The following is a 26995-nucleotide window of genomic DNA, read 5'->3' as shown; positions in this document are numbered from 1 at the left end:
CAGGTGGCGAACGATGCGGCCCGAGTGCAAGATGCGAAAAATGGCAAAGTGACTGCTTTGTTATTAGTCTCTGTACATCGACACATCGTGTTGCGTTGATTTCGAGCTGATGGAGAGAGGGATTCCAAGGTGACCACATTCGTACCCCTACACCAACGCGTTGCGGCACTCGCGGCCACGCAGCCCGGTGCCGTGGCGGTCAGCGACGCTAGCGAATCCATCTCTTACGAGCAACTGAACCGACGCGCCAACCAGCTGGCGCGCCGACTGCAGCGCGCCGGCGCGGGGCGCGACCAGCTGATCGCCATCGGCATGGAGCGCTCGGTCGACATGGTGGTCGGCCTTCTTGCGATCCTGAAATCGGGCGCTGCCTACCTGCCCATCGATCTCGACTACCCGATGGACCGGATCGAGTTCACGCTCGGCGATGCCCGGCCGGTGGCCTTGCTGACCTCGTCCGCCAGCGCCGCCGCCTGGCCGAAGACCGACGTGCCGGTGGTGCTGATCGACGACCAAAGTCTGGCCGACGAGCAGGCCGGCGACATCGGCGACGCCGACCCCGAGGCCCTGGCCTACGTGATCTACACCTCCGGGTCCACCGGCCGGCCCAAGGGCTGCCTGGTGACCCATGCCAACGTGGCGCGCCTGTTCGACGCCACCGACGCCTGGTACGGCTTCGGTGCCGACGATGTGTGGACCTTCTTCCACTCCCATGCCTTCGACTTCTCGGTCTGGGAGATCTGGGGCGCGCTGGTCTACGGCGGCCGGGTGGTGGTGGTGCCCTACACGATCACGCGTTCGCCGGCCGAGCTGCTCGACCTGCTGGTGCGCGAGCGGGTCACGGTGCTCAACCAGACGCCGTCGGCCTTCCGTTCGCTGATCGAGGCCGACCGCCGCGCGGCCCTGCCGCCCGAGGCGCTGGCGCTGCGCTACGTGATCTTCGGCGGCGAAGCGCTGTCCTTCGAGACCCTGCGTCCCTGGTTCGACCGCCACGGCGATGCCCGGCCGCAGCTGGTCAACATGTACGGCATCACCGAGACCACGGTCCATGTCAGCTGGCGGCCGATCGCCCGTGAAGACCTCGAGGCGCGGCGCGGCAGCATGATCGGCCGCGCGATCCCCGACCTGCGCATCGACATCCTCGACGCCCAGCTGCGGCCGGTGGCGGCCGGGGAAACCGGCGAGATCGTGGTCAGCGGCGCCGGTGTGAGCAACGGCTACCTGCGCCGTCCCGAGTTGACGGCGGAGCGCTTCATCGACTGGACCGATCCGGCCAGCGGCCAGACGCTGCGGGCCTACCGCTCGGGCGACCTCGGCCGGCGCGGCGAGGACGGCGACATCGAGTGCCTGGGGCGGATCGACCACCAGGTCAAGATCCGCGGCTTCCGCATCGAGACCGACGAGATCGAGACCCTGCTGCTGCGCCATGCCGAGGTGCGCGAATGCGCGGTCATCGCCCGCACCGACACGCCCGATGGCGAAGCCCGGCTGGTGGCCTACGTGGTGCCGAAGGCACGGCCCTTGCCGATGGCCGAGCTGCGGGCCCTGCTGGCGAAGGACCTGCCCCAATTCATGCTGCCGTCGGCCTTCGTCGAACTGGCGGCCCTGCCGATCACCGAGAACGGCAAGCTCGACCGCCGGGCGCTGCCGGCACCGCCGCGCCAGCGCCCTGAACTGGCCTCGGTCTATCGCGAACCGGCGGGCCGGCTCGAGACCCGGGTCTGCCAGGTGTTCGCCGAAGTGCTCGATCTCGACCGCGCCGGCGCGCTCGACAATTTCTTCGAGCTGGGCGGCACCTCGCTGGCCGTGCTGCGCGTGATGCGCGAGCTCGAAGGCGCGGGCTCGCGCCGGCTGGTCGCCAACGACTTCTTCCAGGACCCGACGCCGCGCGCGCTGGCGCTGGCCCTGGGCGAGCCGCAGCCGGAGGCTGGCGCGGCGGCTGCCGCGCCCCTCGTGGCCCCGCCGGCCGCGGCGCTCGAACCCGTGGCCATCATCGCGATGGCGGGCCGCTTCCCCGGTGCCGCGGACATCGAACAGTTCTGGGACAACCTGCGCGCCGGCCGCGACACGATCCGCTTCTTCGACGATGCGACGCTCGACCCGTCGGTCGGCGCCGCACTTCGCAGCGACCCGGCCTACGTGCGGGCCCGCGGCGTGGTCGACGGCATCGAGATGTTCGATGCCGCGCACTTCGGCATCAGCCCGAAGGAAGCCGAGGTGATGGACCCGCAGCAGCGCCTGTTCCTCGAGCTCTGCTGGGAATGCCTGGAGCGCGGCGGCTACGCGCCCGACAGCACGCCCGGGCCGGTCGGCGTGTTCGCCGGCATGTACGGCAACAGCTACTTCCAGCATCACCTGCTGAGCCGGCCCGACCTGATCGAACAGCTCGGCGAGCTGCCGGTCGCGCTGGCCAACGACAAGGACTTCATCGCGACCCGCGTGGCCCACCGGCTCAACCTGACCGGCCCGGCGATCAGCGTCCACACGGCCTGCTCGACCTCGCTGGTGGCGATCGCCCAGGCCTTCTCGGCGCTGCGCAACGGCGATTGCGACATGGCACTGGCGGGCGGCGCGGCGGTGACCTGCCCGCCGAACAGCGGCTACCTCTACCAGGAGGGCGCGATGCTCTCCCCCGACGGCCACACCCGCAGCTTCGACGCCAAGGCCCAGGGCACGGTGTTCAGCGACGGCGCCGCGGTGGTGCTGCTCAAGCGCCTGTCGGCCGCGCTGGCCGACGGCGACCCGATCCATGCGGTGCTGCGCGGCGCAGCCGTCAACAACGACGGCGGCGTCAAGGCCAGCTTCACCGCGCCCAGCATCGACGGCCAGGCCCGGGTGGTGACGGCGGCGCTGGCCTCGGCCGGCGTCGATGCCCGCAGCATCTCCTATGTCGAGACCCACGGCACCGCGACGCCGATGGGTGACCCGATCGAAATCGCCGCGCTGGCCAAGGCCTACGGGGCCCACACCGCCGACACCGGCTTCTGCGGCGTCGGCTCGGTCAAAAGCAACATCGGCCACCTGGTGGCCGCCGCTGGCGCCACCGGGCTGATCAAGACCACCCTGGCGCTGCGCGAGCAGGTGATCCCGGCGTCGCTGCACTTCGAGTCGCCCAATCCGGCCATCGCCTTCGAGGCCACGCCCTTCCGCGTCGTCGACCGGCTGCAATCCTGGCCGCGCGGCGCGACGCCGCGGCGCGCCGGCGTGAGCTCCTTCGGCGTCGGCGGCACCAACGCCCACGTGGTGGTCGAGGAAGCGCCGCCGGCCGCGGCCGCCGAAGCCGGCAGCGGGCCGCAATTGCTGCAGCTGTCGGCGCGCACGCCGACCGCGCTGGCGGCCGCCACGGCGCGCCTGGCCGACCACCTCGCCGCCCACCCGGACGCCTCGCTGGCCGATGTCGCCCACACGCTGCGGGTCGGCCGCAAGGCATTTGCGCACCGCGCCTGCGTGGTCGCCGAATCGGCCGCCCAGGCCGTCGAGGCGCTGCGCACCGACGATCCATCGAGCCGCGCCACGGGCGAGATCGCGGCCTGGGTGCCGCAGGCCGTGTTCCTGTTCCCGGGCCAGGGCGCGCAGTATGCGGGCATGGGCCGGGCACTGCATGCCGGCGAGCCGGTGTTCCGCGCCGCCTTCGACGAATGCCTGCAGGCCTTCCAAGGCGTGCTGTCCTTCGACCTGCGCGAGCGCATGTTCTCGGACGACGACGCGGCGCTCAAGCCGACCTCGGTGACCCAGCCCGCCACCTTCGCGCTCGAATACGCGCTGGCACGCCAGCTGCAGTCGCTCGGTGTCCGGCCGGCGGCCCTGATCGGCCACAGCGTCGGCGAATTCGCCGCCGCCGTGCTGGCCGGCGTCATGCAGCTGGGCGACGCGGCGCGGCTGGTGGCCCGCCGTGGCGCGCTGATGCAGTCGATGCCCGAGGGCGACATGCTGTCGGTGCGGATGCCCGCGGACGAGCTTGCGGCGCAACTGCCCGAGGGCATCTCGCTGGCGGCCGAGAACGGTCCGAACGCCTGCGTTGCCGCCGGCCCGGCGGCGCTGATCGAAGCGTTCCGCCAACGGCTTGAAGCCGGCGGCGTGGCGGCCAAGCTGCTGCAGACCTCGCATGCCTTCCACTCGCAGATGATGGAAGGCGCGGTCGCACCGTTCGAGGCGCTGGTGCGCGAAGTCCGGCTGGCGGCACCGACGACGCCGATCTACTCGACCTTGACCGGACGCCTGCTCAGCGATGCCGAGGCGATCGACCCGGCCTACTGGGCCCGCCACCTGCGCGAGACGGTCCGCTTCGCCCCGGCCGCCCTGGCGGCGCTGGCGCAGACCGAGCACCCGCTGTTCATCGAACTGGGGCCGCGCAACACCTTGACGACGCTGGTCCGCCAGCATGCGTCGCGGCAGCGCCCGGTGACCGCCGTGGCCCTGCTGGCCGACGCGCCCGCGCGCGAATGCGCGAGCTGGCGCCTGGCCGCCGGCCGGCTCTGGACGCTCGGCCTCGACATCGACCCGGGCCGGCTCGACGGCCGCATCCGCAAGCTGCGCCTGGAGCTGCCCACCTATCCGTTCGAGCGCAAGCGCTTCTGGGTCGACATCGCGACTTCTGCAGCCGCTGTCGCGCCCGTGCCCGCTCTCTCCCTGCCACCCTCTTCACCGATCCCGGAGTTGACAATGACTGTCGCCGTTCCTGCCGCCAGCGCCGCCCCTGCGCGACGCGCTTCCCTCGCCATCCGACTGCGCGACTTGTTCGAGGAACTCTCGGGCATCGCCATGGCCGACGTGGCCGGCGCCTCGCCCTTCGTCGAAATCGGCCTCGACTCGCTGACCCTGACGCAGGCGGCGATCCAGGTGAAGAAGCAGTTCAAGGTCAACCTGAGCTTCCGCCAGCTGATGGAAAGCTACCGCAGCTTCGACGCCCTGGCCGAGTTCCTCGATGCCAACCTGCCGCCCGACCCGGTGGCCGCTGCGGCCACGGTGGCACCCACGTCGGCGGCGGCCATCGCCGTACCGCAACCGGCCGCCGTCGCTTGGGCGGCAACGGCGCCGGCGGCGCTGCCCGTGGCCGGCCCGGGCGCCGGTACGCTGGTGCAGCAGGTGATCGCGCAGCAGATGCAACTGATGCAACAGCAACTCGCATTGCTGTCGGCGGCGCCGCCGATGCCGACCAGCCCTGGGCTGCCGGCAGCGGCGGTGGAGCAACCTACGCCCATGGCCACCGCCGCGGCCACGGCGTCCACATCGCCCGCAGCCGCCGACGCCGAAGAGCCGGCGCCGCTGCAGAAATACGACGTCAAGAAGGCGTTCGGCGCGATCGCCCGCATCCATACGCAAAGCAAGGAACCGACCGAACGCCAGAAGGCGCGGCTGGCCGCCTTCATGCGCCGCTACACCGAGCGCACGGCCAAGAGCAAGGCCTTCACCGAACGGCATCGCCCGCAGATGGCCGATCCCCGCGTCGTCAACGGCTTCCGGCCGGCGACCAAGGAGATCACCTACCAGATCGTGGTCGAGCGCTCCAAGGGCTCGCGGCTCTGGGACCTCGACGGCAACGAATACGTCGACGTGCTCAACGGCTTCGGCATGAACCTGTTCGGCTGGCAGCCCGACTTCATCAACGATGCGGTGCGCGCCCAGCTCGATCGCGGCTACGAGATCGGGCCGCAGCATCCGTTGGCCGCCGAGGTCTCGGAACTGGTCTGCGAGCTGACCGGCTTCGACCGTGCCGGCCTGTGCAATACCGGCTCTGAATCGGTGATGGCCGCGATGCGGATCGCGCGCACCGTCACCGGCCGCAGCACGGTCGTGATGTTCACCGGCTCCTACCACGGCACTTTCGACGAAGTGCTGGTTCGCGCCGGCCGCAATGCCAAGGGCATGTCGGCGGCGCCCGGCGTGCTGCAGGGGATGTTCGGAGAGATCCGGGTGCTGGACTACGGCACGCCCGAATCGCTCGAGTTCATCCGCGCCCACGGCGACGAACTCGCTGCCGTGCTGGTCGAGCCGGTGCAGAGCCGCCGGCCCGACTTCCAGCCGCGCGAGTTCCTGCGCGAACTGCGCGCCATCACCGAGAAGTCCGAGACCTGCCTGATCTTCGACGAGGTCATCACCGGCTTCCGCTGCGACCTGCACGGCGCCCAGGCCCTGTTCGGCGTGCGTGCCGACCTCGCCTGCTACGGCAAGGTGATCGGCGGCGGCTTCCCGGTCGGGGTGATCGCCGGCAAGCGGCACTACATGGACGCGCTCGACGGCGGCGCCTGGCAGTACGGCGACGACTCGGTGCCGACCGTCGGCGTGACCTATTTCGCCGGCACCTTCGTGCGGCACCCGCTCGCGCTGTCGGCCGCCAAGGCCGCGCTGGAGCACCTGAAGCGCGACAACGGCGCGCTGCAGCAGACGCTGAACCTGCACACCGCGGCCATGGCCGACGAGTTGACGGCCTTCTGCCGCGAGGTCGGGGCGCCGATCGAGATCCGCTACTTCTCCTCGCTCTGGCGCGTGACCTGGCTGGAAGACCATCCGCTGCAGGACCTGCTGTTCGCGATGATGCGCAGCCGCGGCGTCCACATCCTCGACAACTTCCCCTGCTTCATGACGACCGCCCACAGCCAGCAGGACATCGCGACCATCAAGTCCGCCTTCAAGGAATCGGTGGCGGAGTTGCAGGATGCCGAACTGCTGCCGCGTCGCGCCGCGACCAAGCCCGACGTCGATCCGTCGCAGCCGCCGGTGCCCAATGCCCGCCTCGGCCGCGACCGGGACGGGCAGCCGGCCTGGTTCGTTCCCGATCCCGCCGCACAGGGCAAGTACGTGAGGTTCCAGGCATGATGGCCGCAGTCATGGACACACCGGAAGACGACGCCGCCGAGTTCGACCCCTTTGCGGGCGGCTCGATCGAGCAGGTCGTCGCGACCACCGAGGCCCAGCGCGAGGTCTGGCTCGGCGACCGGCTGGGCCAGGAAGCCTCGCTGGCCTACAACGAGGCGACGGCGCTGCGGCTGCGCGGCGCACTGGACGAACAGGCCCTTGCCAAGGCGCTCGATCGCCTGGTCGAGCGCCACGACGCCCTGCGAGCGACGATCTCCCCCGACGGCACCCAGTTGCTGATCGGCGGTGCGACGCCCGTGGCACTGGCCCGGCACGACCTCGGCGCACTCGATGCCGCGGCCCAGCGCCAGGCCATCGACGCCCAGGGCGCCGCCGCCGTGCGCGAGCCGTTCTCGCTCGAGCATGGCCCTCTGTTTCGCGCTGCCCTCTCGCGGCTCTCCGCCGACGAGCACGTGCTGCTGCTGTCGGCGCACCACGCGGTGTGCGACGGCTGGTCCTGGGGCGTGATCACCGAAGACCTGGGCCGGCTCTACGCCGAGGAGCTCGGCGCCGGCCCGACACCGGATGCGCCGGCCCGCTACGTCGACTACGCCGCCTGGGAGACCGACGAAGCCGCCGGCCCGGCAATGCAGGCGCACGTCGACTACTGGCTCGCGCGCTTCTCGGGTGGCACGCTGCCGGTGCTCGAGCTGCCGCTCGACCGCGCGCGCCCCGCGGTGCGCACCTTCCGTTCGAAGCGCATCGACCACCTGCTCGAGCGCGATCTGGTCGACGCCCTGCGCAAGCTCGGCGCAGGTTCGGGCACCAGCCTGTTCGCCGCGATGCTGGGCGGCTTCGCCGCGCTGCTGCACCGCCTGACCGAGCAGGACGACCTGGTGGTCGGCATCCCGGCCGCCGGGCAGATGGCCAGCGACATGCCCACGCTGGTGGGCCACTGCGTCAACCTGCTGCCCTTGCGCCTCGCGGTCGACGCCCAGCTGCCGTTCCAGACGCTGGTGCGCCAATCCGGCACCCTGCTGCTGGACGCCTTCGAGCACCAGACGCTGACCTATGGCGCGCTGCTGCGCAAGCTGCCCGTGCCGCGCGATCCGAGCCGGCTGCCGCTGGTCAACGTGATGTTCAACGTCGACCGCGACGCGGTCGCGGGCCAGGGCACCTTCCCGGACCTGGACGTGGCGCTGAGTTCGGTCCCGCGGGCCTACGAGAATTTCGAGCTGTTCCTCAACGTCACGCCGGTGGCGGGCGGGATGCAGGTCGAGACCCAATACAACGCCGACCTGTTCGACGACCAGACCGTGCGCCGCTGGCTGGCGATGTTCGAATGCCTGCTGCGCTCCGCGGTGCGTGACGCGGGCCAGGGGATCGCGGCCCTCGACATGCTGCCGGCCGCCGAAGAAGCCGCCGTGCGGGCCCTGCAGCCGGCGGCGACGCCGCTCGCCGGACTGCCGCTGATGCATGCGGGTTTCGTGGCCCAGGCGGCCGCAGCGCCGGAGCGCGCCGCGCTGCGCGATGGCGCCGCGCGGTGCAGCTACGCCGAACTCGACCAGGAGTCCAGCCGCCTGGCGCGCGCCCTGCGCGAGCGCGGCGTGCAGCGCGGCCAGCGCGTGGGCCTGTGCCTGAACCGCGGCACCGACATGGTGGTCGCCCTGCTGGCGGTGCTGAAGTCCGGCGCCGCCTACGTGCCGCTCGACCCCGAGTTTCCGAAGGCCCGCCTCGACTACTACGCCGAGGACGCCGGCCTCTCGCTGCTGCTCACGCAATCGTCGATCGCCAGCGCGCCGCGCGCGTGGCGCGGCGATGCCGCCGGGCGGCTGTTCGAGATCGACACCGACGCCGCCTGGCGCAACCTGTCCGGCGCGCCGCTGGCGGCCGGCCCGATGGACGCCCAGGCCGACGATGCGGCCTACGTGATCTACACCTCGGGCTCCACCGGCAAGCCCAAGGGCGTCTGCGTTCCGCACGGCGCGGTCGCGAACTTCCTGCAGAGCATGCGCGGCGAGCCCTCGATCGCCGCCGACGACCGGCTGGCGGCGGTGACCACGCTGTCCTTCGACATCGCCGTGCTCGAACTGCTGCTGCCGCTGCAGGTCGGGGCCGAGATCGTCATGGTGCCGCGCGAGGCCGCCATGGACGGTCAGGCGCTGGCCACCCTGCTGGACGACAGCGGCGCCACCATGATGCAAGCCACGCCGGGCATGTGGCGCCTGCTGGTCGACGCCCAGTGGCCGGGACGGCCGGGCTTCCGGGCACTGGTCGGCGGCGAGAGCCTGCCGGCGGACCTGGCCCATGAGCTGCTGCGGCGCTGCGGCGAGGTCTGGAACATGTACGGGCCGACCGAGACCACGGTCTGGTCGACCCTCTGGCGCGTCAGCGCGGCCGGCCTGGCCGAGCGCAGCGTGTCGATCGGCCGCCCGATCGCCAACACCACAGTCTGGATCGTCGACGCCCAGGGCAAGCCCTGCGCGATCGGCGTCCCCGGCGAGATCTGGATCGGCGGCGCCGGCGTCACGCTCGGCTATCTCGACCGGCCCGAGCTGACCGCCGAGCGCTTCGTCCAGGCCCGCCTGGACGGCAGCCCGGCCCGGATGTACCGCACCGGCGACCGCGGCCGCTGGCGCAACGACGGCCTGCTGGAGCACATGGGCCGCTTCGACTTCCAGGTCAAGGTGCGCGGCTACCGCATCGAGCTCGGCGAGATCGAGGCACGCTGCGACGAAGCCCCCGGCGTGGCGCGCAGCGTGGTGATGGCGCGCGAGGACCAGCCCGGCGACGTCCGCCTGGTCGCCTACCTCGCCATGGCGCCCGGCGCGGTTCTCGACGAAGCCGCCCTGCGCGAACAACTGCGCGCACGCCTGCCGCAGTACATGCTGCCGCAGCACGTGATGGTGCTGCCGGCGCTGCCGCTGCTGCCCAATGGCAAGGTCGACCGCAAGGCGCTGCCGCGCCCGACCGACCTGCGCCCGCAGGCAGCTGAACGGCTGGCACCGCGCAACGAGCGCGAGAAAGTCGTGCTGGCGACCATGGAAAAAGTGCTGAACCTGCCCGGCCTCGGTATCCGCGACGACTTCTTCGCGCTCGGCGGCCATTCGCTGCTGGCGGCCCGGCTGGCGACGCTGCTCGGACGCGAATTCGAACTGAAGGTGCCGCTGCGCACCCTGTTCGAGGCGCCCACGGCCGAGCGCCTGGCCGCCGCCATCGATGCCCTGAGCGCGCACGGCGCGCCGCGCGCCGAGCCGATCCCGCGCCAGCCAGGCCGCCGCAGCGCGCCCCTGACGCCGATGCAGGATCGCGTGCGCTTCGTCGAGGAGATGCATCCTGGCCGCTCGACCTACAACGCGCCCTCGGCGCACCGCTTCGGCGGTCCGCTGGATGTCGCGAAGTTCGAGGCGGCCGTGCGCGCCATCATCAGGCGCCAGCCCACCCTGCGCACCGCCATCGGTCCCGATCCGCAAACCGGCGCGCCCGCCGCCCTGATCGCCCAGCAACTCGACTACACGCTGCCGGTGGTCGACCTGAGCGGGCTTGGCACGGACGAGCGCGAGGCCGCCCTGGCGGCCCGCATGCGCGAGCTGGCGGACCGCGCGATCGACATCCGCCGGGCGCCGCTGTTCCATGCGACGCTGTTCCGGATGGCGGCCGACGACCATGTCTTCGTCTTCGTGCCGCACCATCTGATCTGGGACGGCTGGTCCTTCGACATCCTGCAGAACGAGCTGTCGGCCGTCTATGGCGCGCTGGTCAGGGGCGAACCCGACCCGCTGCCGGCCCTCGAAGTGACACACGGCGACTACGCCGAGTGGTTCTCGCGCTGGCTCGAGACGCCCGAATGCGAGGCCCAGCTGAAGTTCTGGAAGGACCGCTTCGCGAACTCGCCTGCGCCGAAGGCACCGCGCACCGACATGCCGCGCCGCGCCGGCATGAGCGGCCAGGGCAGCTCGCACTGGATCCGGGTCGACCTCGAACTCACCGAGCGCCTGCGCGAACTGAGCCGCCGCCACGACGTGACGCTCAACATGCTGACGCTGGGCGTGTTCATCCTGATGATGGGCAACATCGTGCGCAGCGATTCGATCGTGATCGCGACCCCGGTGCGCGTGCGCGAGGCGCCGGAGCTCGAATCGGTGATGGGCTTCTTCAACAACCTGCTGCCGCTGTCCTTCCAGATCGATCCGTCGCTGGGTTTCGGCGACTTCATGCGCTACGTGAAGACGGAGCTGCTGGCAGTCATGGGCGCCCAGCAGATCCCGTTCGAGCGCCTGGTCACCGAGCCCGAATTCGTCGAGCGGGCCCAGGGCGTGGGCCTCTACCAGGCGCTGTTCTCGTTCCAGGATGCGCGCGAGCGATCGCTGACCATGGGCGGCCTGGCCGATCGCCAGCTGCACCTGACGCAGAGCGGTGCCACCGACGATCTCGGCCTCTGGCTGATGGAAAAGCCCGGCGGCCTCGAGGGCGCGGTGATCTACAACACCGACATCTACCTGAGCGAGACCGGCGCCGCCTTCAAGGAGCGCTACGTCGAGTTGCTCGGCAAGCTTGCCGACCAGCCCGCACTGACGCTCGCAGCCCTGACCGACGCCGGCGACTCGGCCAGCGCGCGCTACCTGGAGCGATTGGCCGCCAGCGACGAGCCGATCGCCCCGGCACCCACAGCCACGGCCGAGCCGGTGTTCGCCGCAGCGGCGCCGCGGCAGACACTGCTGCTGCCCGAGCAGGCCCGACTGGCCCAGATCTGGGCCAGCGCGCTGAGCATCGACGTCAACGAGATCAGTCCGCACGAGACCTTCTTCGACCTCGGGGGCGACTCGCTGCTCGCGATGCGCGTGATCCAGCAGGCCGAGCAGGTCATGGGCTTCCGGGTCGAGCCGCGCCGCTACGTGTTCGAGACGCTGGGGCAGCTGGCCTCGGCCGCCGCGGGCACGCCGCTCGACGTGGGACCGGTCGAGGCCGTAGCGCCGCAGGGCGAGGCGCGGCGAGGACTGCTGGGACGCGTGTTCTCGGGTTGGGGCCGCAAGGGCTGAGGGGCGCGCCATGACCCTCGTGCAGCTTCCCGCCAGGTCCCACTGCCAGCTGTGGCGGGCCGACCTCGACAGCGCGCCGACCCCGGCCGCCGTCGCCTGCCTGTCCGACGACGAATGGGAGCGCGCCCGGCGCTTCGTCTTCGCCCGCGACCGGCATCGCTTCGTCGCCGCCCATGCCGCGTTGCGCAGCACGCTGGCCCAGCAGACCGGCATCCCCGGCGCCCTGTTGGACTTCACGCTCGGCGCGTTCGGAAAACCCCTCCTGATCGAGCCGGTCGGGCTGCACTTCAACCTCAGCCACAGCCAATCGGTCGCCCTGATCGCGATCAGCAACGGCGCCGAGATCGGCGTCGACGTCGAGTTGCTGCGCCCGATGCCGGACGCTGCCGCGCTGGCCGCCGACTATTTCACCGCCGCCGAGCAGCGGGCACTGGCGTCGTTGCCGTCCGAGCAGCGCGACCGGGCCTTCCTGGTCGGCTGGACCCGCAAGGAGGCGTGCCTCAAGGCCGTCGGAACGGGGCTCGGCATCGATACGCGCAGCTTCGAGGCGGGCCTGGAAGAAGACGCACGCGAAGTCCGGCTGCCCCTCGATGGCAGAATGGCGCGGCTCGCCCTGCACTCCTTCGATGGTGGCGAGGGCGTGGTGTGCGCCATCGCCCGGGTGCTCGAAACCGACGCGGGGGCGCCCGCGGTCGCGCCACGCCCTGTCCTCCAAGACAACGAGACTTACGCATGACCCCGATGCTCTTCGGACCGCCCCAGCGCCGCCTGTTCGGGCTTTTCCATCCGCCCGAACGCGAGCGTGACATCGCGGTCCTCGTCTGTGCGCCGTTCGGGCAGGAAATGGTCCGCACCCATCGGCTGTTCCGGGTGCTGTCCGACCGGCTCGCCCGCGCCGGCGTGGCGGTGCTGCGCTTCGACTGCCACGGCACCGGCGATTCGTCCGGCGACGACACCGACGGCGACCTCGAAGGCTGGCGGCGCGACGTCTGCACCGCGCACGAAGAGTTGCACCGGCTGACCGCCCCGCGCCGCATCGTGTGGCTGGGGTCGCGCCTGGGCGCCACCTTGGCGGTGCTGGCGGCCCGCAGCGGCCGCAGCGACCCGTCGCGCGTCATCCTCTGGGACCCGATCGTGGACGGCGCGGGTTACCTCGACACGATGCGGGAGAAGCACGTCTCGGCGCTCGAGGCCTCCTACTGGGTTCCCGACCGTGCCTGGCGCCGGCGTCTGACGGCCGACAAGGACGCCTTCACCGACGAACTGCTCGGCTTCGCCGTCTCGCCCACGCTGCGCAACCAATTGCGCGCGCTCACTCCGCAGTCGCTCCAGCTGACGGCATCGCATGAGACTATCGTGCTGGCCGACCCCGAGGACGAAGCCGCCAACCGGTGGGCGAAGATGCAGGCCGAGCGCCAGACCCCGGTCCGGTTGTCGCCGTTCCAGCACTCGCTGGTCTGGACTTCCGACCCGTTCCCCAACAGTGCCATGGTCCCGGCCGAGGCTTTGCAACGCTTGGTGGCAGAAATCAATGGATGACTACAACGAAACCCCTGTGCAGTTCGGGCCCGACGGCTCGCTGATCGGCATCATCACGACGCCTGGCGACGGTCCGATGGTACCGGTCGGCTGCATCCTGATGAACATGGGTGCGATCCACCGCATCGGCCCCCGGCGCACCAATGTGAAGCTGGCACGGCAGATGGCTGCCTGCGGCATCAGCAGCATCCGCATGGACCTGGCCGGACTCGGCGACAGCCGGCCGGCCGGCGAGACGGCGGACTTCAGGACCCAGGCAGTGCTCGACGTGCAGGCCGCCATGAATCTGGTGGGCACGATGCTCGGCGTCCATCGCTTCGTGCTGATCGGCCTGTGTTCCGGTGCCCACAACGGCCTTTCCATCGCCGTCGCGGACCCCCGGCTGATCGGCCTCCTGATGTTCGATGGGCCCAACTTCCCCGGCCGGCGCGCACGCTGGGAACGCAGCCTGCGCCGGGCGCTCGCGGATCCCAAGCCGGGTGCGTTCTTCGGCCGGGTCGTGGGCGTGATCCGGCGCACGCTGCTGCCGCGGCAACAGCAGGCGCCCGGCGACCAGAACATCTTCGACTCGACGGGGCCGCGCGACTCGGCCGACTACTTCTGCCGCTCGATGAACCAACTGGCCGAGCGCGGTGTCGCGACCATGATGTTCTTCACCGGCAGCGTCCAGACCAAGGACCGCCGGCGCGACCTGCTCGGGCCCTTCGGCAAGGAGCCCTTCGCGCGCCGGCTCGACTACCGCTTCGTCCCCGAGATCGATCACGGCCTGATCTCGCAGGCGTCCCAGCAGGCCTTCATGAAGCTGACGTGCGACTGGGTTCTGCGCGTGATTCACGGCGATGGCAGCCCGGCCTCGCCAGCGCTGTCGGCCGCCGGGCAATCTGCCCGAGGCCCGCGGGCCGCCAGCTCTCTGGCGACCAAGCTCGAGCACGCGGGCTCCTGAGTTCGAGCGGCGCCCCTCAGGCCGCGGCGACGTGCTCGCCCGGCAGTTCCTGCAGCGGCCCGCTGCCGCTGTAGCGGTCGAGCGCCAGGTAGATCGCCGGCGTGATGTAGAGCGTGATCACCTGCGAGAAGATCAGCCCGCCGACCACCGCGACGCCCAGCGGCTGGCGCAGCTCGGCACCGGCGCCGAGGCCGAGCGCCAGCGGCAGCGCACCCATCATGGCGGCCAGCGTGGTCATCAGGATCGGCCGGAAGCGCAGCCGGCAGGCTTCCCGGATCGCGTCCTGCGGCCGCATGCCCTCGCTGCGCTGGGCCTCGAGCGCGAAGTCGATCAGCATGATCGCGTTCTTCTTGACGATGCCGATCAGGAGCAGGATGCCGATGGTCGCGATCAGGGTCAGGTCGAAACCGAACAGCTTGAGCGACAGCAGCGCGCCCACCGCCGCCGACGGCAGGCCGGCGAGGATGGTCAACGGGTGGATGTAGCTTTCATAGAGCACGCCGAGCAGCACGTAGATCACCAGCACCGCCAGGATCAGCAGCGCGGCCTGGCTGCCCTGCGAACTCTGGAACACCGCCGCGTCGCCGCCGTAGCTGGTGATGATCGATTCCGGCATCTTCAGATCGGCCTTGAACTGGTCGATCTTGGCGGTGGCATTGCCCAGCGGCACGTCCGGCGCGAGATTGAAAGACACCGTCACCGCCTGCAGCTGGCCCTGGTGATTGACCGAGGTCGGGCCCACCGTGCGCTTGACGGTCGAGAAGGCCGACAGCGGCACCAGCTGCCCGGCCTTGTTGCGCACCGACAGGCGCGACATGTCCTCCTCGAAGCGGCGGTCGTCGTCGGCCGCCGAGAGGATCACCTGGTAGGTGTTGCTGGCGCCGTAGATGCTGCCGATCTGGCGATCGCCGTAGGCGTTGTAGAGCGCGGTGCGCAGGTCGCCGACCGCGACGCCGAGCACGCCCGCCTTGTCGCGGTCGATGTCCAGCGTGGCCTGCAGGCCGCGGTTCTGCGAGTCGCTGGTGACGTCGCGGAAGGCCGGGTCGGCGCGCATCTTCTCCATCAGACGGTCGGCCCAGACCCCCATGGTGCCGGCGTTCACGCTTTGCAGCGTGTACTGGAAGCGGGCCTTGCTCTGGCGGCCGCCGAGGCGCAGGTTCTGCACCGGCTGCATGTAGACGGCGATGCCCGGGATCTCGCGGAAACGCTTGCGCAGCGACTCCAGCACCTGGGCCATCGGCGGACGCTGGCTGCGCGGCTTCAGCACCGCGAACAGGCGGCCGGAGTTCTGCGTCGCGGTCGGGCCGCCGACGCCGATGAAGGAATTCACGTAGTCGACGCTCGGGTCGTCCTGCAGCGCCTGGGCCACGCGGTCCTGCAGCGCCTTCATGGCCGGGAACGAGATGTCCTCGGCGGCCTCGGTCGTGATCTGGATCTGGCCGATGTCCTCCTCGGGGAAGAAGCCCTTCGGGATCGTGATGAACATCCAGGCCGTGAGCGCGAAGGTCGAGGCCGCGAGGATCAGCATCAGCGGGCGGTGGCCGAGCGTCCAGTCGAGCGAGCGCATGTAGCTGCCGTGCACCCAGCGGTAGCCGCGTTCGAAGGCGCGGCCGATGGCGGTGCCCGGCTCGGGATGCTGCTCCTCGTGGTCGAGCGTGCCGTGCGCGCGCGGCGTGTGCTTGAGCAGCCGGCTCGCCAGCATCGGCACCAGGGTCAGCGAGACGATCGCCGAGACCATCACCGCCAGCCCGACCACCACCGCGAACTCGTGGAACAGCAGGCCGATCACGCCCGGCATGAAGAAGATCGGGATGAACACCGCGACCAGCGAGATCGAGATCGAGATGATCGTGAAGCCGACCTCGCGGGCACCGCGCAGGGCCGCCGCGAACGGCTCCATGCCCTTCTCGACGTAGCGCATGATGTTCTCGAGCACCACGATGGCGTCGTCCACCACCAGCCCGACGGCCAGCGTGATGCCCAGCAGCGACACGTTGTCCAGGCTGTAGCCGAAGGCATAGAGAAGCGCCACCGCGCCGATCAGCGAGATCGGGATCGTCAGTGCCGGGATCAGCGTCGCCACCAGCCGGTGCAGGAACAGGAAGATCACCAGCACCACCAGCAGGATGGTGCCGAGCAGCGTCAGCTGGACGTCGTGCACTGCCTCGCGGATCGACAGCGAGCGGTCGTTGACCAGGTTGATCTCGACCGATTGCGGCAGCTCGGCCTTGAAGCGCGGCATCAGCGCGCGCACCGCGTCCACCACCTGCACCGTGTTGGCGTTGGGCTGGCGCTGGACCGCCAGCGAGATCGAGCTTTCGCCGTTGAAGCTGCTGGCGGTCTTGACCGACTCGAAGCTGTCCTCGATGGTCGCCACCTCGTCCAGCCGCACCGGCGCGCCGTTGCGCTGGCCGACGATGACCTTGGCGAAATCAGCCGCCTTCAGCATCTGCTCGTTGGCCTGGATCGTCAGCGTCTGGCGCGGACCGTCGAGCACGCCGACCGGCGTGTTGGCGTTGGCCAGCCGCACCGCGTTGGCGAGTTCGTCGAGCGTGATGTTGCGGGCATTGAGCAGGTTGGCGTCGGCCTTGATGCGCACCGCGAAGCGCTTCTGGCCATAGACCGCCACCTGCGCCACGCCGTCGATGGTCGACAGGGTCGGCGAGATCAGGTTCTCGGCATAGTCGTTGAGCTCGGCCGGCGTCATCGAGTTCGACACCATCGCGATGAACAGCACCGGCGCGTCGGCCGGATTGACCTTGCGGTAGGACGGCAGCTGCGTGAGCTCGGCCGGCAGCTGCCGCTGGGCCCGCAGCAGCGCCGCCTGGACGTCGACCGCGGCGGCGTCGATGTCGCGCGTGCTGACGAATTCGAGCGTGACCGAGGTCACGCCCTGGGTGTTCACCGAGCTGATCGTCTGCAGCCCCGGGATGGTCGAGAACTGCTTCTCGAGCGGCAGCGCGACCGACGAGGCCATGGTCTCGGGGCTGGCGCCCGGCAGCTGCGCCGAGACGTTGATGACCGGCGTGTTGTAGCTCGGCAGCGCCGCCACCGGAATCTGGAAGTAGGCAAAGATGCCGATCACCACCACGGCGGCGGAGAGCAGCACCGTCATCGCAGGACGACGGATGCACAGCTCGGAGATGTTCATGTGCGCTCCCGGTCCGCGACGACGCTGGCGCTGGACGGCGCGACCGAGGCCGCGCTGCCCGGCGAGGGCCCGGGTGCCGCGTTGCCGGGCTGCTGCGGCTGCTTGTCGGGTTGCGCCTGGGGCGCGTCGATGCGCACCTTGCCGCCAGGGCGCACGTTCTGCTTGCCTTCGGTGACCACCTGCTCGCCGGGCTCGACGCCCTTCACCACCACCTGGGTGCCGAAGTTGTAGATCGCCTGCACCTTGCGCCGGGCGGCCTTGCGCTCGGCGTCGACCACGTAGACCGAGTTGCCGTCGGCCAGCATCATCAGGGCCGAGGCCGGCAGCACAGTGGCGCCGTCGATCGTGCGCACCGTGACCCGGGTCTCGACGAACTGGCCGGGCCAGAGTGCCTGGTCGGCGTTGTCGAACACCGCCTTGGCGCGCACCGTGCCGATCAGCGGGTCGACTGTGTTGTCGACGAAGCTCAGGGTGCCCTTGAGCGGCGCCTTGCGCCCGGTCACCAGGGCCTCGACCGGCGTGTGCTCGCGGGCCGCCTGCAGCAGGTCCTGCAGCTTGCCTTCAGGCACCGGGAAGCTCACGGCGATCGGATCGAGCTGGGTGATCGTGACCAGCGACAGGCTGGGCTGCACCAAGGTGCCCGGGTAGATGTTGACCGCGCCGATGCGCCCGGCGATCGGCGCCTTGAGCGTGGCATAGCCCAGCGCCACCTGCGCCGACTGCACGGCCGCCCGATCGGCCGCCACCGCGGCGCGCTGCGCCTCCAGCTGCGACAAGGTCGCATCGGCGGCGCTCTTGGCGATGAAGTTCTGCGCCACCAGGTCCTGGCTGCGCTTGTACTGGCGCTCCAGGTCGGCCAGCATGGCCTCGTCGCGCTGCTGCTGGGCCCGCGCCTTGGCCAGGTTGGCCTGGTCCGGGCGGTCGTCGAGCGTGAAGAGCAGCTGGCCGGCCTTGACGAACTCGCCTTCCTTGACATGCACCTCGCGCACCGTGTTCGTCACCTGCGGCCGCAGGTCCACGCTGTTCAGCGACACCACGCTGCCGTTGACCTGGACCGTGACCGGAACGTTCTGCCGCTGGGCCGACGCCAGCGTGACCAGCGCCGGGGCACCGGCGCCGGGGGCGGCGGCCTGGGTGGCCGCGGCGCTGCGGGTCTTGGCGCCCGACCACCACCAGGTGCCGCCCGCGACGGCCACGACCAGCACGCCGGAAAGGGCGAGAACGAGATTCTTCTTCATGGGGTTCCAGATGGATCGGGATGGATCGAGGGGGCGCGGTCACACTAAATATCGCGGCGGCAACTATTGGAGCAGCGAGCCGGGAAAAGAGCCCGCGCTTGCCGTAAAGAAATGTAAAGCGTCTGGGCAGAATGGCACGTTGAGCGAATCATTCTGCGCCCCCAGGCCGCTAGAATCCGCGCTCCACAGCCTCTGGATATACCCCATGAACCGCTGCAAGAAGCCTTTTCCCAGCCTCCTGTCGATCGCCCTCGCGGTGCTGATCGTCCCCGCCGGCGCGCTCGTTGCCGGCCCTGCCGCGGCCCAGGAGCTCGACCCTTCGGCGACCCAGAACGAAGCCGCCAACGGCGGTCGCAACTTTCCGCCGGGCACCCTGCGCGGCAGCTTCTTGGTCGTGAACCCGCCCGAGATCCAGCTCGACGGCAACGCCGAGCGGCTCGCCCCTGGCGCCCGCATCCGCAGCGCCGACCGCATGCTGGTGATGCCGGCCTCGATCACCGGCCAGAACCTGCTGGTGAACTACACCCGCGACGCCGCCGGCATGGTGCGCGACGTCTGGATCCTGACCCCGGACGAAGCCCGTGCCAAGCGGGCCTCGGCCGAAAAGCCGCTGCTCAATTTCTGGCCTTTCGTTTCGGCCGACAGCGGCCCGCGCGACGACGGCAAGACGCCCTTCAACCAGTTGCCGATCTTCGGCCAGTAGACCGGCTTCGCCGGTCTACTGGCCTGCGGCCCTCATGGGAAGCGCCGCACTGCGGCGCATGGCGCCCCATGGTGGCGCGCTGATGGATCGATCACGCCAACCTGCTCCCGGGAGAGCCTTATGACCCCCAAAGTTTTCATCAAGACCTTCGGCTGCCAGATGAACGAGTACGACTCGGACAAGATGGCCGACGTGCTGCGCGCCGCCGAAGGCTACGAGCCGACCACCAACGTGGACGAGGCCGACCTGATCCTCTTCAACACCTGCTCGGTGCGGGAGAAGGCCCAGGAGAAAGTGTTCTCCGACCTCGGCCGGGTCAAGCACCTGAAGGCCAAGGGCGTGAAGATCGGCGTCGGCGGCTGCGTCGCCAGCCAGGAAGGCGCGGCGATCATCGCCCGCGCGCCCTACGTCGACGTGGTGTTCGGGCCGCAGACGCTGCACCGGCTGCCCGAGATGCTGAGCCAGGGCGCCCGCGAGGGCCGCCCGCAGGTCGACATCAGCTTCCCCGAGATCGAGAAGTTCGACCACCTGCCGCCGGCCCGGGTCGAGGGCGCCACCGCCTTCGTCTCGATCATGGAAGGCTGCTCGAAGTACTGCAGCTACTGCGTGGTGCCCTACACCCGCGGCGAGGAGATCAACCGGCCGCTGGACGACGTGCTGGTCGAGATCGCCGGGCTGGCGGACCAGGGCGTGCGCGAGGTCACGCTGCTGGGCCAGAACGTCAACGCCTACCGCGGCCGCATGGGCGACACCGCCGAGATCGCCGATTTCGCCACCCTGATCGAGTACGTCGCCGAACTGCCGGGCATCGAGCGCATCCGCTACACCACCAGCCACCCGAACGAATTCACCCAGCGCCTGATCGACGCCTATGCCCGCGTGCCCCAGCTCGTGAGCCACCTGCACCTGCCGGTGCAGCACGGCAGCGACCGCATCCTGATGGCGATGAAGCGCGGCTACACGGCGATGGAATACAAGAGCACGGTGCGCAAGCTGCGCGCGATCCGCCCGCAGCTGGCGCTCAGCAGCGACTTCATCGTCGGCTTCCCGGGCGAGACCGACGAGGACTTCGGCAAGATGATGCGGCTGATCGACCAGCTCGAGTTCGACGCCAGCTTCAGCTTCATCTTCAGCCCGCGGCCGGGCACGCCGGCGGCGGCGCTGCACGACGACACGCCCCATGCGGTCAAGCTGGCGCGGCTGCAGCAGCTGCAGGCCGTGATCGACGGCAACGTGCGGCGCTTCGGCGAAAGCCGCGTCGGCACGGTCCAGCGGGTGCTGGTCGAGGGCGCCTCGCGCAAGGACGCGGGCGAGCTCATGGGCCGCACCGAGTGCAACCGGGTGGTCAACTTCGAGGGCGACGCCCGCCTGGTCGGCCAGATGGTCGACCTGCGCATCACGCGCTCGCTCGCCTACACGCTGCGCGGCGAGGTCGTCACCTCCGAATCCACCGCCGCCGGCCGCTCGGCCGCGCTGCCGGTCGCCTGATGGCGAAGCTGAGCGCAGCCCGCGGCTCGTTCCAGCAACTGCTGCTGTTCGCGTTCCTCCTGATCACCGCGCTGCTGGTGGGCGTGGCGCTGCGGGCGGTGTTCCAGTACGACATCCTGATGACCCAGAGCCGCGACGCGGCGGCGCGCGCGCTCACGCTGTCGGGCGCCGCGCAGTCCCTGGCCGAGCGCAGCGCCGCGATGGAGCGCGCCGGGCGCCAGTCGCTGGTGCTCAACGACGGCGTGCTGCGGCGCCGCTTCGAAGACGCCGCGCGCGACGCCCGCCAGGTGCTCGGCCGGCTCTCCGCCAACGGCCTGGGTCCCGACGGGCCCGACAAATGGCGCGAGCAGCTGGACGTGATCCAGGGCCTGATGAGCGGCGCCCCCGAGACCTCGCTGGCGCGCGAGAGCTCGATGGCGGTGCAGTTCCGCGAACTCGATGCGCTCAACACCCAGATCGCGCAGCAGGCGCAGTTCCTGATCGAGACCCAGAACAACGAGCTGGCCCAGCGCATCGAGACCGCGCGCAAGCGGCTGATGCGGCTGGTGATCGCCGCCAGCGCGCTGGCGGCGGCGCTGGCGCTGGCCTTCGGCGTCTGGCTGGCGCGGCCCTTCAAGCGCCTGGAGCGCGCGATCGTCGGCCTCGGCGAGAACCGGCTCGACGTGCCGATCGACATCCACGGGCCGTCCGACGTGCGCCGGGTGTCGCAGCAGCTCGAGTGGCTGCGGCTGCGGCTGACCGAACTCGATGCCGACAAGGCACGTTTCCTGCGACACGTCTCGCATGAACTCAAGACTCCGCTGGCCGCCCTGCGCGAAGGCGTCTCGCTGCTGGAAGACGGCGTGACCGGCGCGCTCAATCCGGCCCAGCACGAAGTCACGCAGATCCTGCAGCAGAACACGGTCGCGCTGCAGGGCCAGATCGAGGCCCTGCTGCGTTTCAACGCCGCCGCCTTCGAGGCCCGCGAACTGCGCCGCGAACGCACGCCGCTGCTGCCGCTGATCGAAGAGCAGATCGAGGCCCAGCGGCTGCAGTGGCAGGCCAACGGCCTCACGGTGCGCGCCGAGGGCGAGCCGATCTCGGTGGTGGTCGACCCGGTCAAGCTGGGCACCGCGGTGGCCAACCTGCTGTCGAACGCGATCCGCTTCTCGGCTCGCGGCGGCACCATCACGCTGACGGTGTCGAGCACCGCCGACACGGCGCAGATCGACATCGCCGACGCCGGCCCCGGCATCGCCGACGGCGACCGCGACCGCGTCTTCGAGCCTTTCTACCGCGGCGAGCGGCAGCCCCAGCATTCGGTCAAGGGCACCGGCATCGGGCTGTCGATCGTGCAGGAGTACATTGCAGCCCATGGCGGCCGCGTCACGCTGCTGCCCGAGGGACCGGGGGCGCGATTCCGCATCGCGCTGCCACGCTCCGCCTGACCTTCATCGCCCACGCGCCCATTCCTGAGTCCATGTTTTCTTCGATCGTTCGCGGACCCGCCATCGCCTTGAGCTGCGCCCTGCTGCTGGCCGGCTGCGCCGCGCCCCGCAAGCCGCCTCCCGCGCCGGTCGCGGTCGCGGTCGCCCCGACACCCGCGCCGCCGGCGATCACCCCGGTCGAGGCCGAGCCCCTGGCCCCCGCGACCCAGCCCGGCAGCCTCTTCACGCAATGGACCCAGGGCCCGGTGGGCGCCATGCTGGCCTATGCCGACAAGGTGCGGCCGCTGGGCGCACCCGAGCTGGCGGCCGAGCTCAACCGCCTGGGCGACCTGGTCGAGACGCCCGCGGTGCAGATGCAGATGGCGATCGTGCTGGCCCAGACCCGGGTCCCCGCCGACCTCGGGCGCGCCAGCGGCCTGCTGCAGCGCGTGATCTCCAATCCTTCCGCCGACGCCCTGCCGCTGCAGCCGCTGGCCCGCACGCTGGCGGCGCGCTACGCCGAGCAGCGCAAGGTCGAGGACGACCGCGACAAGCTGGCGCAGCAGCTGCGCGACAGTCAGCGCCGCATCGACCAGCTCAACGACCGCATCGAAGCCCTGCGCGCCATCGAGCGCAGCTTCTCGCGGCCCAATCCGGCGCCGGCGGCGCCGAAGCCGGCGCCATGAGCGCAATGCGAAGCACGAAGGTCCCTTCATGAGCAGCGCGCCGCCCCCGGCACCGAAGCCGCCCGATACAGCCGCGGTCCCGACGGCCCGCGGCGCCCGCCTGCTGGTGGTCGACGACGACGCCGACATGCTGCGCCTGCTGTCGATGCGGCTGATGTCGGCCGGCTACCAGGTCACGGCCGTGACCTCGGCCGAGTCGGCGCTGACCCAGCTCGAGATCGAACATCCCCAGCTGGTGCTCTCCGATGTCCGCCTGCCGGGCCGCGACGGCCTGGCACTGTTCGACGAGATCCGCAAGCGCCATCCGACCCTGCCGGTGATCCTGCTGACCGCGCACGGCACCATTCCCGACGCGGTCGAGGCCACGGCGCGCGGCGTCTTCACCTACCTCACCAAGCCCTACGACGCCCGCGAGCTGCTCGAGAAGATCGCCCAGGCGCTGGCCCTGGGCGCGCCGGCGGCGGCGCCCGGCAAAGGCGGCGACGAAAGCTGGCGGGCCGAGATCGTGAGCCGCAGCAACCGCATGGCCGAGCTGCTGGCCGAGGCCCGGATGGTAGCCAAGTCCGACGCCAGCGTGCTGCTGCGCGGCGACAGCGGCGCCGGCAAGGAAGTGCTGGCGCGCGCCATCCACCGCGCCAGCGCGCGCGCCGACAAGCCCTTCGTGGCGGTCAATTGCGGCGCCATTCCCGAGGCGCTGCTCGAATCCGAGCTGTTCGGCCACATGAAGGGCGCCTTCACCGACGCGGTCGCCAACCACAAGGGCCTGTTCCAGCAGGCCGACGGCGGCACCCTGCTGCTCGACGAAATCGGGGACATGCCGCCGGCGCTGCAGGTCAAGCTGCTGCGGGTGCTGCAGGAGCGCGCGGTGCGCCCGCTCGGCGGCAGCCAGTCGATCGCGGTCGACGTCCGGATCATCTCGGCCACCCACCGCGACCTCGACGCCGCGATGGAGGCCGGCCAGTTCCGCGAAGACCTGTACTACCGCCTCAACGTCGTGACACTCAGCCTGCCGCCGCTGTCGGCGCGGCGCGAGGACATCCCGCTCTTGGCCAATCACTTCCTGCAGCGGCTGTCGACCAAGTACGGCAAGCGGCTGTCGGGCTTCGCGCCCGAGGCGCTGAAGGCGCTGACCACCGCCTCCTGGCCCGGCAACGTGCGGCAGCTGTTCAACGTGGTCGAACAGGTCTGCGCGCTGTCGAGCTCGCCGCTGATCCCGCTGGCCCTGGTGCAGCGCGCGCTGCGCGTGCCGAGCGTCGAAGTCCAGACCTACGCCGAGGCCAAGCAGCGTTTCGAGCGCGACTACCTGGTGGGCCTGCTCAAGCTGACCGACGGCAACGTGGCCGATGCGGCCCGCCTGGCCGACCGCAACCGCACCGAGTTCTACCGCCTGCTGCAGAAGCACGAACTCACGCCCGGCCACTTCAAGGCCGAGACCCCGTCGCCGGGGGGCGAAAACGGTCGCTGACCAGCGACACGCCAAGTCGTTGATTTGATTGGGTTTTGTCGGTCAGGCTCGCAGGCTGTCGGGCCCAGGCGACAAATTCGGGGGTCTGGCGGCCTTTCTGGGGTCCGAGCTCCCCCGAAAAACCGGAAATTCAGTCCAAGCGATTGATTTCAAAGGGTTTTTCAGCCCTGGCACAGGGTTTGCCCCTGTACAGGCATGACAGCACTCACCAGCCCCTCTTTCGCACTGCGTCCGCAGCGCGACGGCCTGCGTCAAAAGCAGTTTTCCCTCTCGCGGCCCCGTGCCGCGGGTCAGTTGCTGGCATCCCAGGCGGGCGCCGGCCATTTCGCGCCCGAGAGCGTGTTCAAGCGCTTTCCGGCAATCGGCGACACGCCCTCCTTCGACAAGCAACGCGGCTGAAGCACATGAAGCCCACCCACTACGCCCAACCGAAGCTGCTGGCCGAGAGCGATTTCTCGCACCGCAGCCCGCTGCGCGAGGAACGCCACCCGAATTCGGTGACGGCGCCCCCGATCAACCGCGGCTCCATGGCGCCCCGCCCATGGCGTGGATTCTGGAACAGCATCGGCACCGCCCTGCTGGTCAAGCTCGGCGCCGGCCGCAATGCCGCCGCCCAGGCCGCGCCCTCGGCAAGGCAACCTTGGCAGCGCGCCGCGTCCCAGCGCCGCCTCGCCTTCCTGGCGCTGACGGTGCTCAGCACGGTGGCAGCCGCGACGCTGTTCGCCCGGGTCCAGCCCGACTACGACAACCTGTGGCTCGAATACAGCCAGATCGCGCTCTACGCCGTGCTGTCCGGTTGGGTCGTGACCGGTTTCGTGACCGCGCTGATGGGCTTCTATGTCTCGGTGCGCGGTGACAAGCACGCGCTGTCGGGCAAGCAGGTCGCCGACCATCCGATGAACCCCGAGGCACGGACGGCGATCATCATGCCGATCTGCAACGAGGACGTGGCGACCGTGTTCGCCGGCCTGCGCGCCACCTGCGAATCTGTGGCCGCCACCGGCCACGCGAAACAGTTCGACGTCTTCGTGCTGTCCGACAGCTACACGCCCGAGATCGCGGCCGCCGAGCGCGCCGCCTGGGAAGACCTGCGCGCCGCGCTGGCCGACAGCCCGAACCAGCCGCAGGTCGAGGTCTACTACCGCCTGCGCACCCGCCGCACGCACCGCAAGGCCGGCAACGTGGCCGACTTCTGCCGCCGCTGGGGCAAGGACTACCGCTACATGGTCGTGCTCGACGCCGACAGCGTCATGAGCGGCGACTGCCTGACCTCGATGGTCAAGCTGATGGAAGCCAACCCAACCGCCGGCATCATCCAGACCGCGACCCAGGCCATCGGCCACGTCACGCTGCACGCCCGCGCCCAGCAGTTCGCCTCGCGCATGACGGGCCGCCTGTTCACGCTCGGCATGCAGTTCTGGCAGCTCGGCGAATCGCACTACTGGGGCCACAACGCGATCATCCGCGTCCAGCCCTTTATGGACCACTGCGCGCTGGCGCCCATCAAGGGCAAGGGCGGCATGGCGGGCGGCATCATGTCGCATGACTTCGTCGAAGCCGCGCTGATGCGCCGCGCCGGCTTCCACGTCTGGCTGGTCGCCGACCTGGTCGGCAGCTACGAGCAGCAGCCGCCGGACCTGCTGTCCGAGCTGCAGCGCGACCGCCGCTGGTGCCAGGGCAACCTGCAGAACGCCCGCCTGATGGCCGAGCCCGGCCTGCACCCGGTGCACCGCGCCATGTTCGTCACCGGCACCATGGCCTACCTCTCGGCGCCGCTGTGGCTGGCCTTCCTGACCCTGGGCACCGCGCTGTGGCTGACCGGTTCGAGCGTGGTCGAGCACTGGCTCGCGATGCCGATGGAACTCGTCGGCCTCTGGCTGTGGACCCTCTGCCTGCTGTTCCTGCCGCGCATCCTGGGCCTGGTCGCGGTCGTGATCCGCGGCGAGCAGCGCCAGTTCGGCGGCATCGGCGGCCTGCTCAAGAGCGCCACGCTCGAAAGCGCGATGGCCATCGTCCAGGCACCGGTGCGCATGCTGGCCCACTCGCTGTTCGTGGTGGTGGCCCTCACCGGCCTCAAGCTCGACTGGAAGTCGCCCCCGCGCGAAGCCGCCGCCGTGTCCTGGCGCATCGCGGTCTCGCAGCTGGCTCCGATGTCCTTCGTGATCGCCGCGCTGGCCGTCGGCATCGCGCTGATCGATGCCAGCGCCCTCACCTGGCTGATGCCGGTGGGCCTGCCGCTGCTGCTGGCGATCCCGCTGACGGTGCTGACCAGCCAGATCGGCTTCGGCATCGCGCTGCGCGAACGCGGCTTCCTGCTGATCCCCGAGGAATCGCGCTCGCCTGCGGTGCTGCGCAGGGCCTGGATGCATGCGCTGCGGCTGTCGCGGCCGGTTGCGGCCTGAGCAGGTTCTAGCCTTTGAGAGAAAGCCCCGCGATGCGGGGCTTTTTCGTTGGCGGCTGCGGCCGGGGCGGGCTCACGCCGACGGCGTACTCTGCTCCGCGAATGTCCCCCGCCCTTCGGGCTCCTCCTTTATTTCGCTGC

The 26995-nt window shown here is 70.4% G+C and carries 14 protein-coding genes; 12 read left to right on the top strand and 2 right to left on the bottom strand.

Going from position 1 to position 26995, the window contains the following annotated elements:
* Positions 1-129 precede the first annotated feature (129 nt).
* From AC1DF3_RS15345 to AC1DF3_RS15325, 5 genes are read left to right on the top strand one after another with little or no spacing between them, the layout of a single operon-like run.
* Entirely contained in the window at positions 130-6816 is a 6687-nt protein-coding gene (locus AC1DF3_RS15345; RefSeq protein WP_478140069.1) for an amino acid adenylation domain-containing protein, read from the top strand.
* An 11-nt stretch (positions 6817-6827) separates the two neighbouring features.
* A complete protein-coding gene (locus AC1DF3_RS15340; protein ID WP_478140068.1) occupies positions 6828-11834 on the top strand; it encodes an amino acid adenylation domain-containing protein in 5007 nt (1668 codons plus the stop codon).
* A gap of 10 nt (positions 11835-11844) precedes the next feature.
* Positions 11845-12570, top strand: coding sequence for a 4'-phosphopantetheinyl transferase family protein (locus tag AC1DF3_RS15335; protein ID WP_478140067.1), 726 nt, complete (start codon positions 11845-11847; stop codon positions 12568-12570).
* The gene (locus tag AC1DF3_RS15330; protein WP_286533903.1) at positions 12567-13373 is read left to right on the top strand and encodes an alpha/beta fold hydrolase; all 807 of its coding nucleotides are present in this window, start codon (positions 12567-12569) and stop codon (positions 13371-13373) included. The genes AC1DF3_RS15335 and AC1DF3_RS15330 overlap by 4 nt, the downstream gene beginning before the upstream one ends.
* Entirely contained in the window at positions 13366-14316 is a 951-nt protein-coding gene (locus AC1DF3_RS15325) for an alpha/beta fold hydrolase (RefSeq protein ID WP_286533904.1), read from the top strand. Before AC1DF3_RS15330 ends, AC1DF3_RS15325 begins: the two co-directional genes overlap by 8 nt.
* 16 nt (positions 14317-14332) lie before the next feature.
* Here the strand turns inward: AC1DF3_RS15325 and AC1DF3_RS15320 are convergent, their stop codons facing one another.
* Both AC1DF3_RS15320 and AC1DF3_RS15315 read right to left on the bottom strand, forming a co-directional pair.
* Entirely contained in the window at positions 14333-17467 is a 3135-nt protein-coding gene (locus AC1DF3_RS15320; RefSeq protein WP_286523799.1) for an efflux RND transporter permease subunit, read from the bottom strand.
* Entirely contained in the window at positions 17464-18705 is a 1242-nt protein-coding gene (locus tag AC1DF3_RS15315; protein ID WP_286523800.1) for an efflux RND transporter periplasmic adaptor subunit, read from the bottom strand. Before AC1DF3_RS15315 ends, AC1DF3_RS15320 begins: the two co-directional genes overlap by 4 nt.
* A 205-nt stretch (positions 18706-18910) precedes the next feature.
* Between AC1DF3_RS15315 and AC1DF3_RS15310 the strand changes: the two genes are divergently transcribed.
* The 7 genes from AC1DF3_RS15310 to mdoH all read left to right on the top strand — a co-directional run bounded on the left by AC1DF3_RS15310 (position 18911) and on the right by mdoH (position 26855).
* The gene (locus tag AC1DF3_RS15310) at positions 18911-19408 is read left to right on the top strand and encodes a hypothetical protein (RefSeq protein ID WP_286533906.1); all 498 of its coding nucleotides are present in this window, start codon (positions 18911-18913) and stop codon (positions 19406-19408) included.
* A gap of 120 nt (positions 19409-19528) precedes the next feature.
* Complete coding sequence (gene miaB / locus AC1DF3_RS15305; protein ID WP_478140066.1) at positions 19529-20896, top strand: tRNA (N6-isopentenyl adenosine(37)-C2)-methylthiotransferase MiaB; 1368 nt, start codon at positions 19529-19531, stop codon at positions 20894-20896.
* Positions 20896-22323, top strand: coding sequence for a sensor histidine kinase (locus AC1DF3_RS15300; protein ID WP_286523804.1), 1428 nt, complete (start codon positions 20896-20898; stop codon positions 22321-22323). Before miaB ends, AC1DF3_RS15300 begins: the two co-directional genes overlap by 1 nt.
* 32 nt (positions 22324-22355) lie before the next feature.
* Positions 22356-22988 carry a hypothetical protein gene (locus tag AC1DF3_RS15295; protein ID WP_286533908.1) on the top strand — a complete coding sequence of 211 codons (633 nt, stop codon included), beginning with the start codon at positions 22356-22358 and terminating at the stop codon, positions 22986-22988.
* 28 nt (positions 22989-23016) lie between these two features.
* Positions 23017-24453 (top strand): sigma 54-interacting transcriptional regulator, encoded by a 1437-nt coding sequence (locus AC1DF3_RS15290; RefSeq protein WP_478140065.1) that lies wholly within the window; start codon positions 23017-23019, stop codon positions 24451-24453.
* Between the two features lie 195 nt (positions 24454-24648).
* A complete protein-coding gene (locus AC1DF3_RS15285; RefSeq protein WP_301813781.1) occupies positions 24649-24852 on the top strand; it encodes a hypothetical protein in 204 nt (67 codons plus the stop codon).
* Positions 24853-24857: 5 nt separating this feature from the next.
* Entirely contained in the window at positions 24858-26855 is a 1998-nt protein-coding gene (gene mdoH / locus AC1DF3_RS15280) for a glucans biosynthesis glucosyltransferase MdoH (RefSeq protein WP_301813779.1), read from the top strand.
* Positions 26856-26995 lie beyond the last annotated feature (140 nt).

Source organism: Variovorax sp. 10N432 (assembly GCF_056394465.1).
This window is presented reverse-complemented; position numbering and strand designations above follow the sequence as displayed.

Bases quoted from the DNA above. Each gene is read 5' to 3' on its own strand.
- AC1DF3_RS15340 (WP_478140068.1), top strand. From the start codon at position 6,828: ATGGACACACCGGAAGACGACGCCGCCGAGTTCGACCCCTTTGCGGGC.
- AC1DF3_RS15335 (WP_478140067.1), top strand. From the start codon at position 11,845: ATGACCCTCGTGCAGCTTCCCGCCAGGTCCCACTGCCAGCTGTGGCGG.
- AC1DF3_RS15295 (WP_286533908.1), top strand. From the start codon at position 22,356: ATGTTTTCTTCGATCGTTCGCGGACCCGCCATCGCCTTGAGCTGCGCC.
- AC1DF3_RS15330 (WP_286533903.1), top strand. From the start codon at position 12,567: ATGACCCCGATGCTCTTCGGACCGCCCCAGCGCCGCCTGTTCGGGCTT.
- AC1DF3_RS15320 (WP_286523799.1), bottom strand. From the start codon at position 17,467: ATGAACATCTCCGAGCTGTGCATCCGTCGTCCTGCGATGACGGTGCTG.
- AC1DF3_RS15315 (WP_286523800.1), bottom strand. From the start codon at position 18,705: ATGAAGAAGAATCTCGTTCTCGCCCTTTCCGGCGTGCTGGTCGTGGCC.
- miaB (WP_478140066.1), top strand. From the start codon at position 19,529: ATGACCCCCAAAGTTTTCATCAAGACCTTCGGCTGCCAGATGAACGAG.
- AC1DF3_RS15300 (WP_286523804.1), top strand. From the start codon at position 20,896: ATGGCGAAGCTGAGCGCAGCCCGCGGCTCGTTCCAGCAACTGCTGCTG.
- AC1DF3_RS15290 (WP_478140065.1), top strand. From the start codon at position 23,017: ATGAGCAGCGCGCCGCCCCCGGCACCGAAGCCGCCCGATACAGCCGCG.
- mdoH (WP_301813779.1), top strand. From the start codon at position 24,858: ATGAAGCCCACCCACTACGCCCAACCGAAGCTGCTGGCCGAGAGCGAT.
- AC1DF3_RS15285 (WP_301813781.1), top strand. From the start codon at position 24,649: ATGACAGCACTCACCAGCCCCTCTTTCGCACTGCGTCCGCAGCGCGAC.
- AC1DF3_RS15310 (WP_286533906.1), top strand. From the start codon at position 18,911: ATGAACCGCTGCAAGAAGCCTTTTCCCAGCCTCCTGTCGATCGCCCTC.
- AC1DF3_RS15325 (WP_286533904.1), top strand. From the start codon at position 13,366: ATGGATGACTACAACGAAACCCCTGTGCAGTTCGGGCCCGACGGCTCG.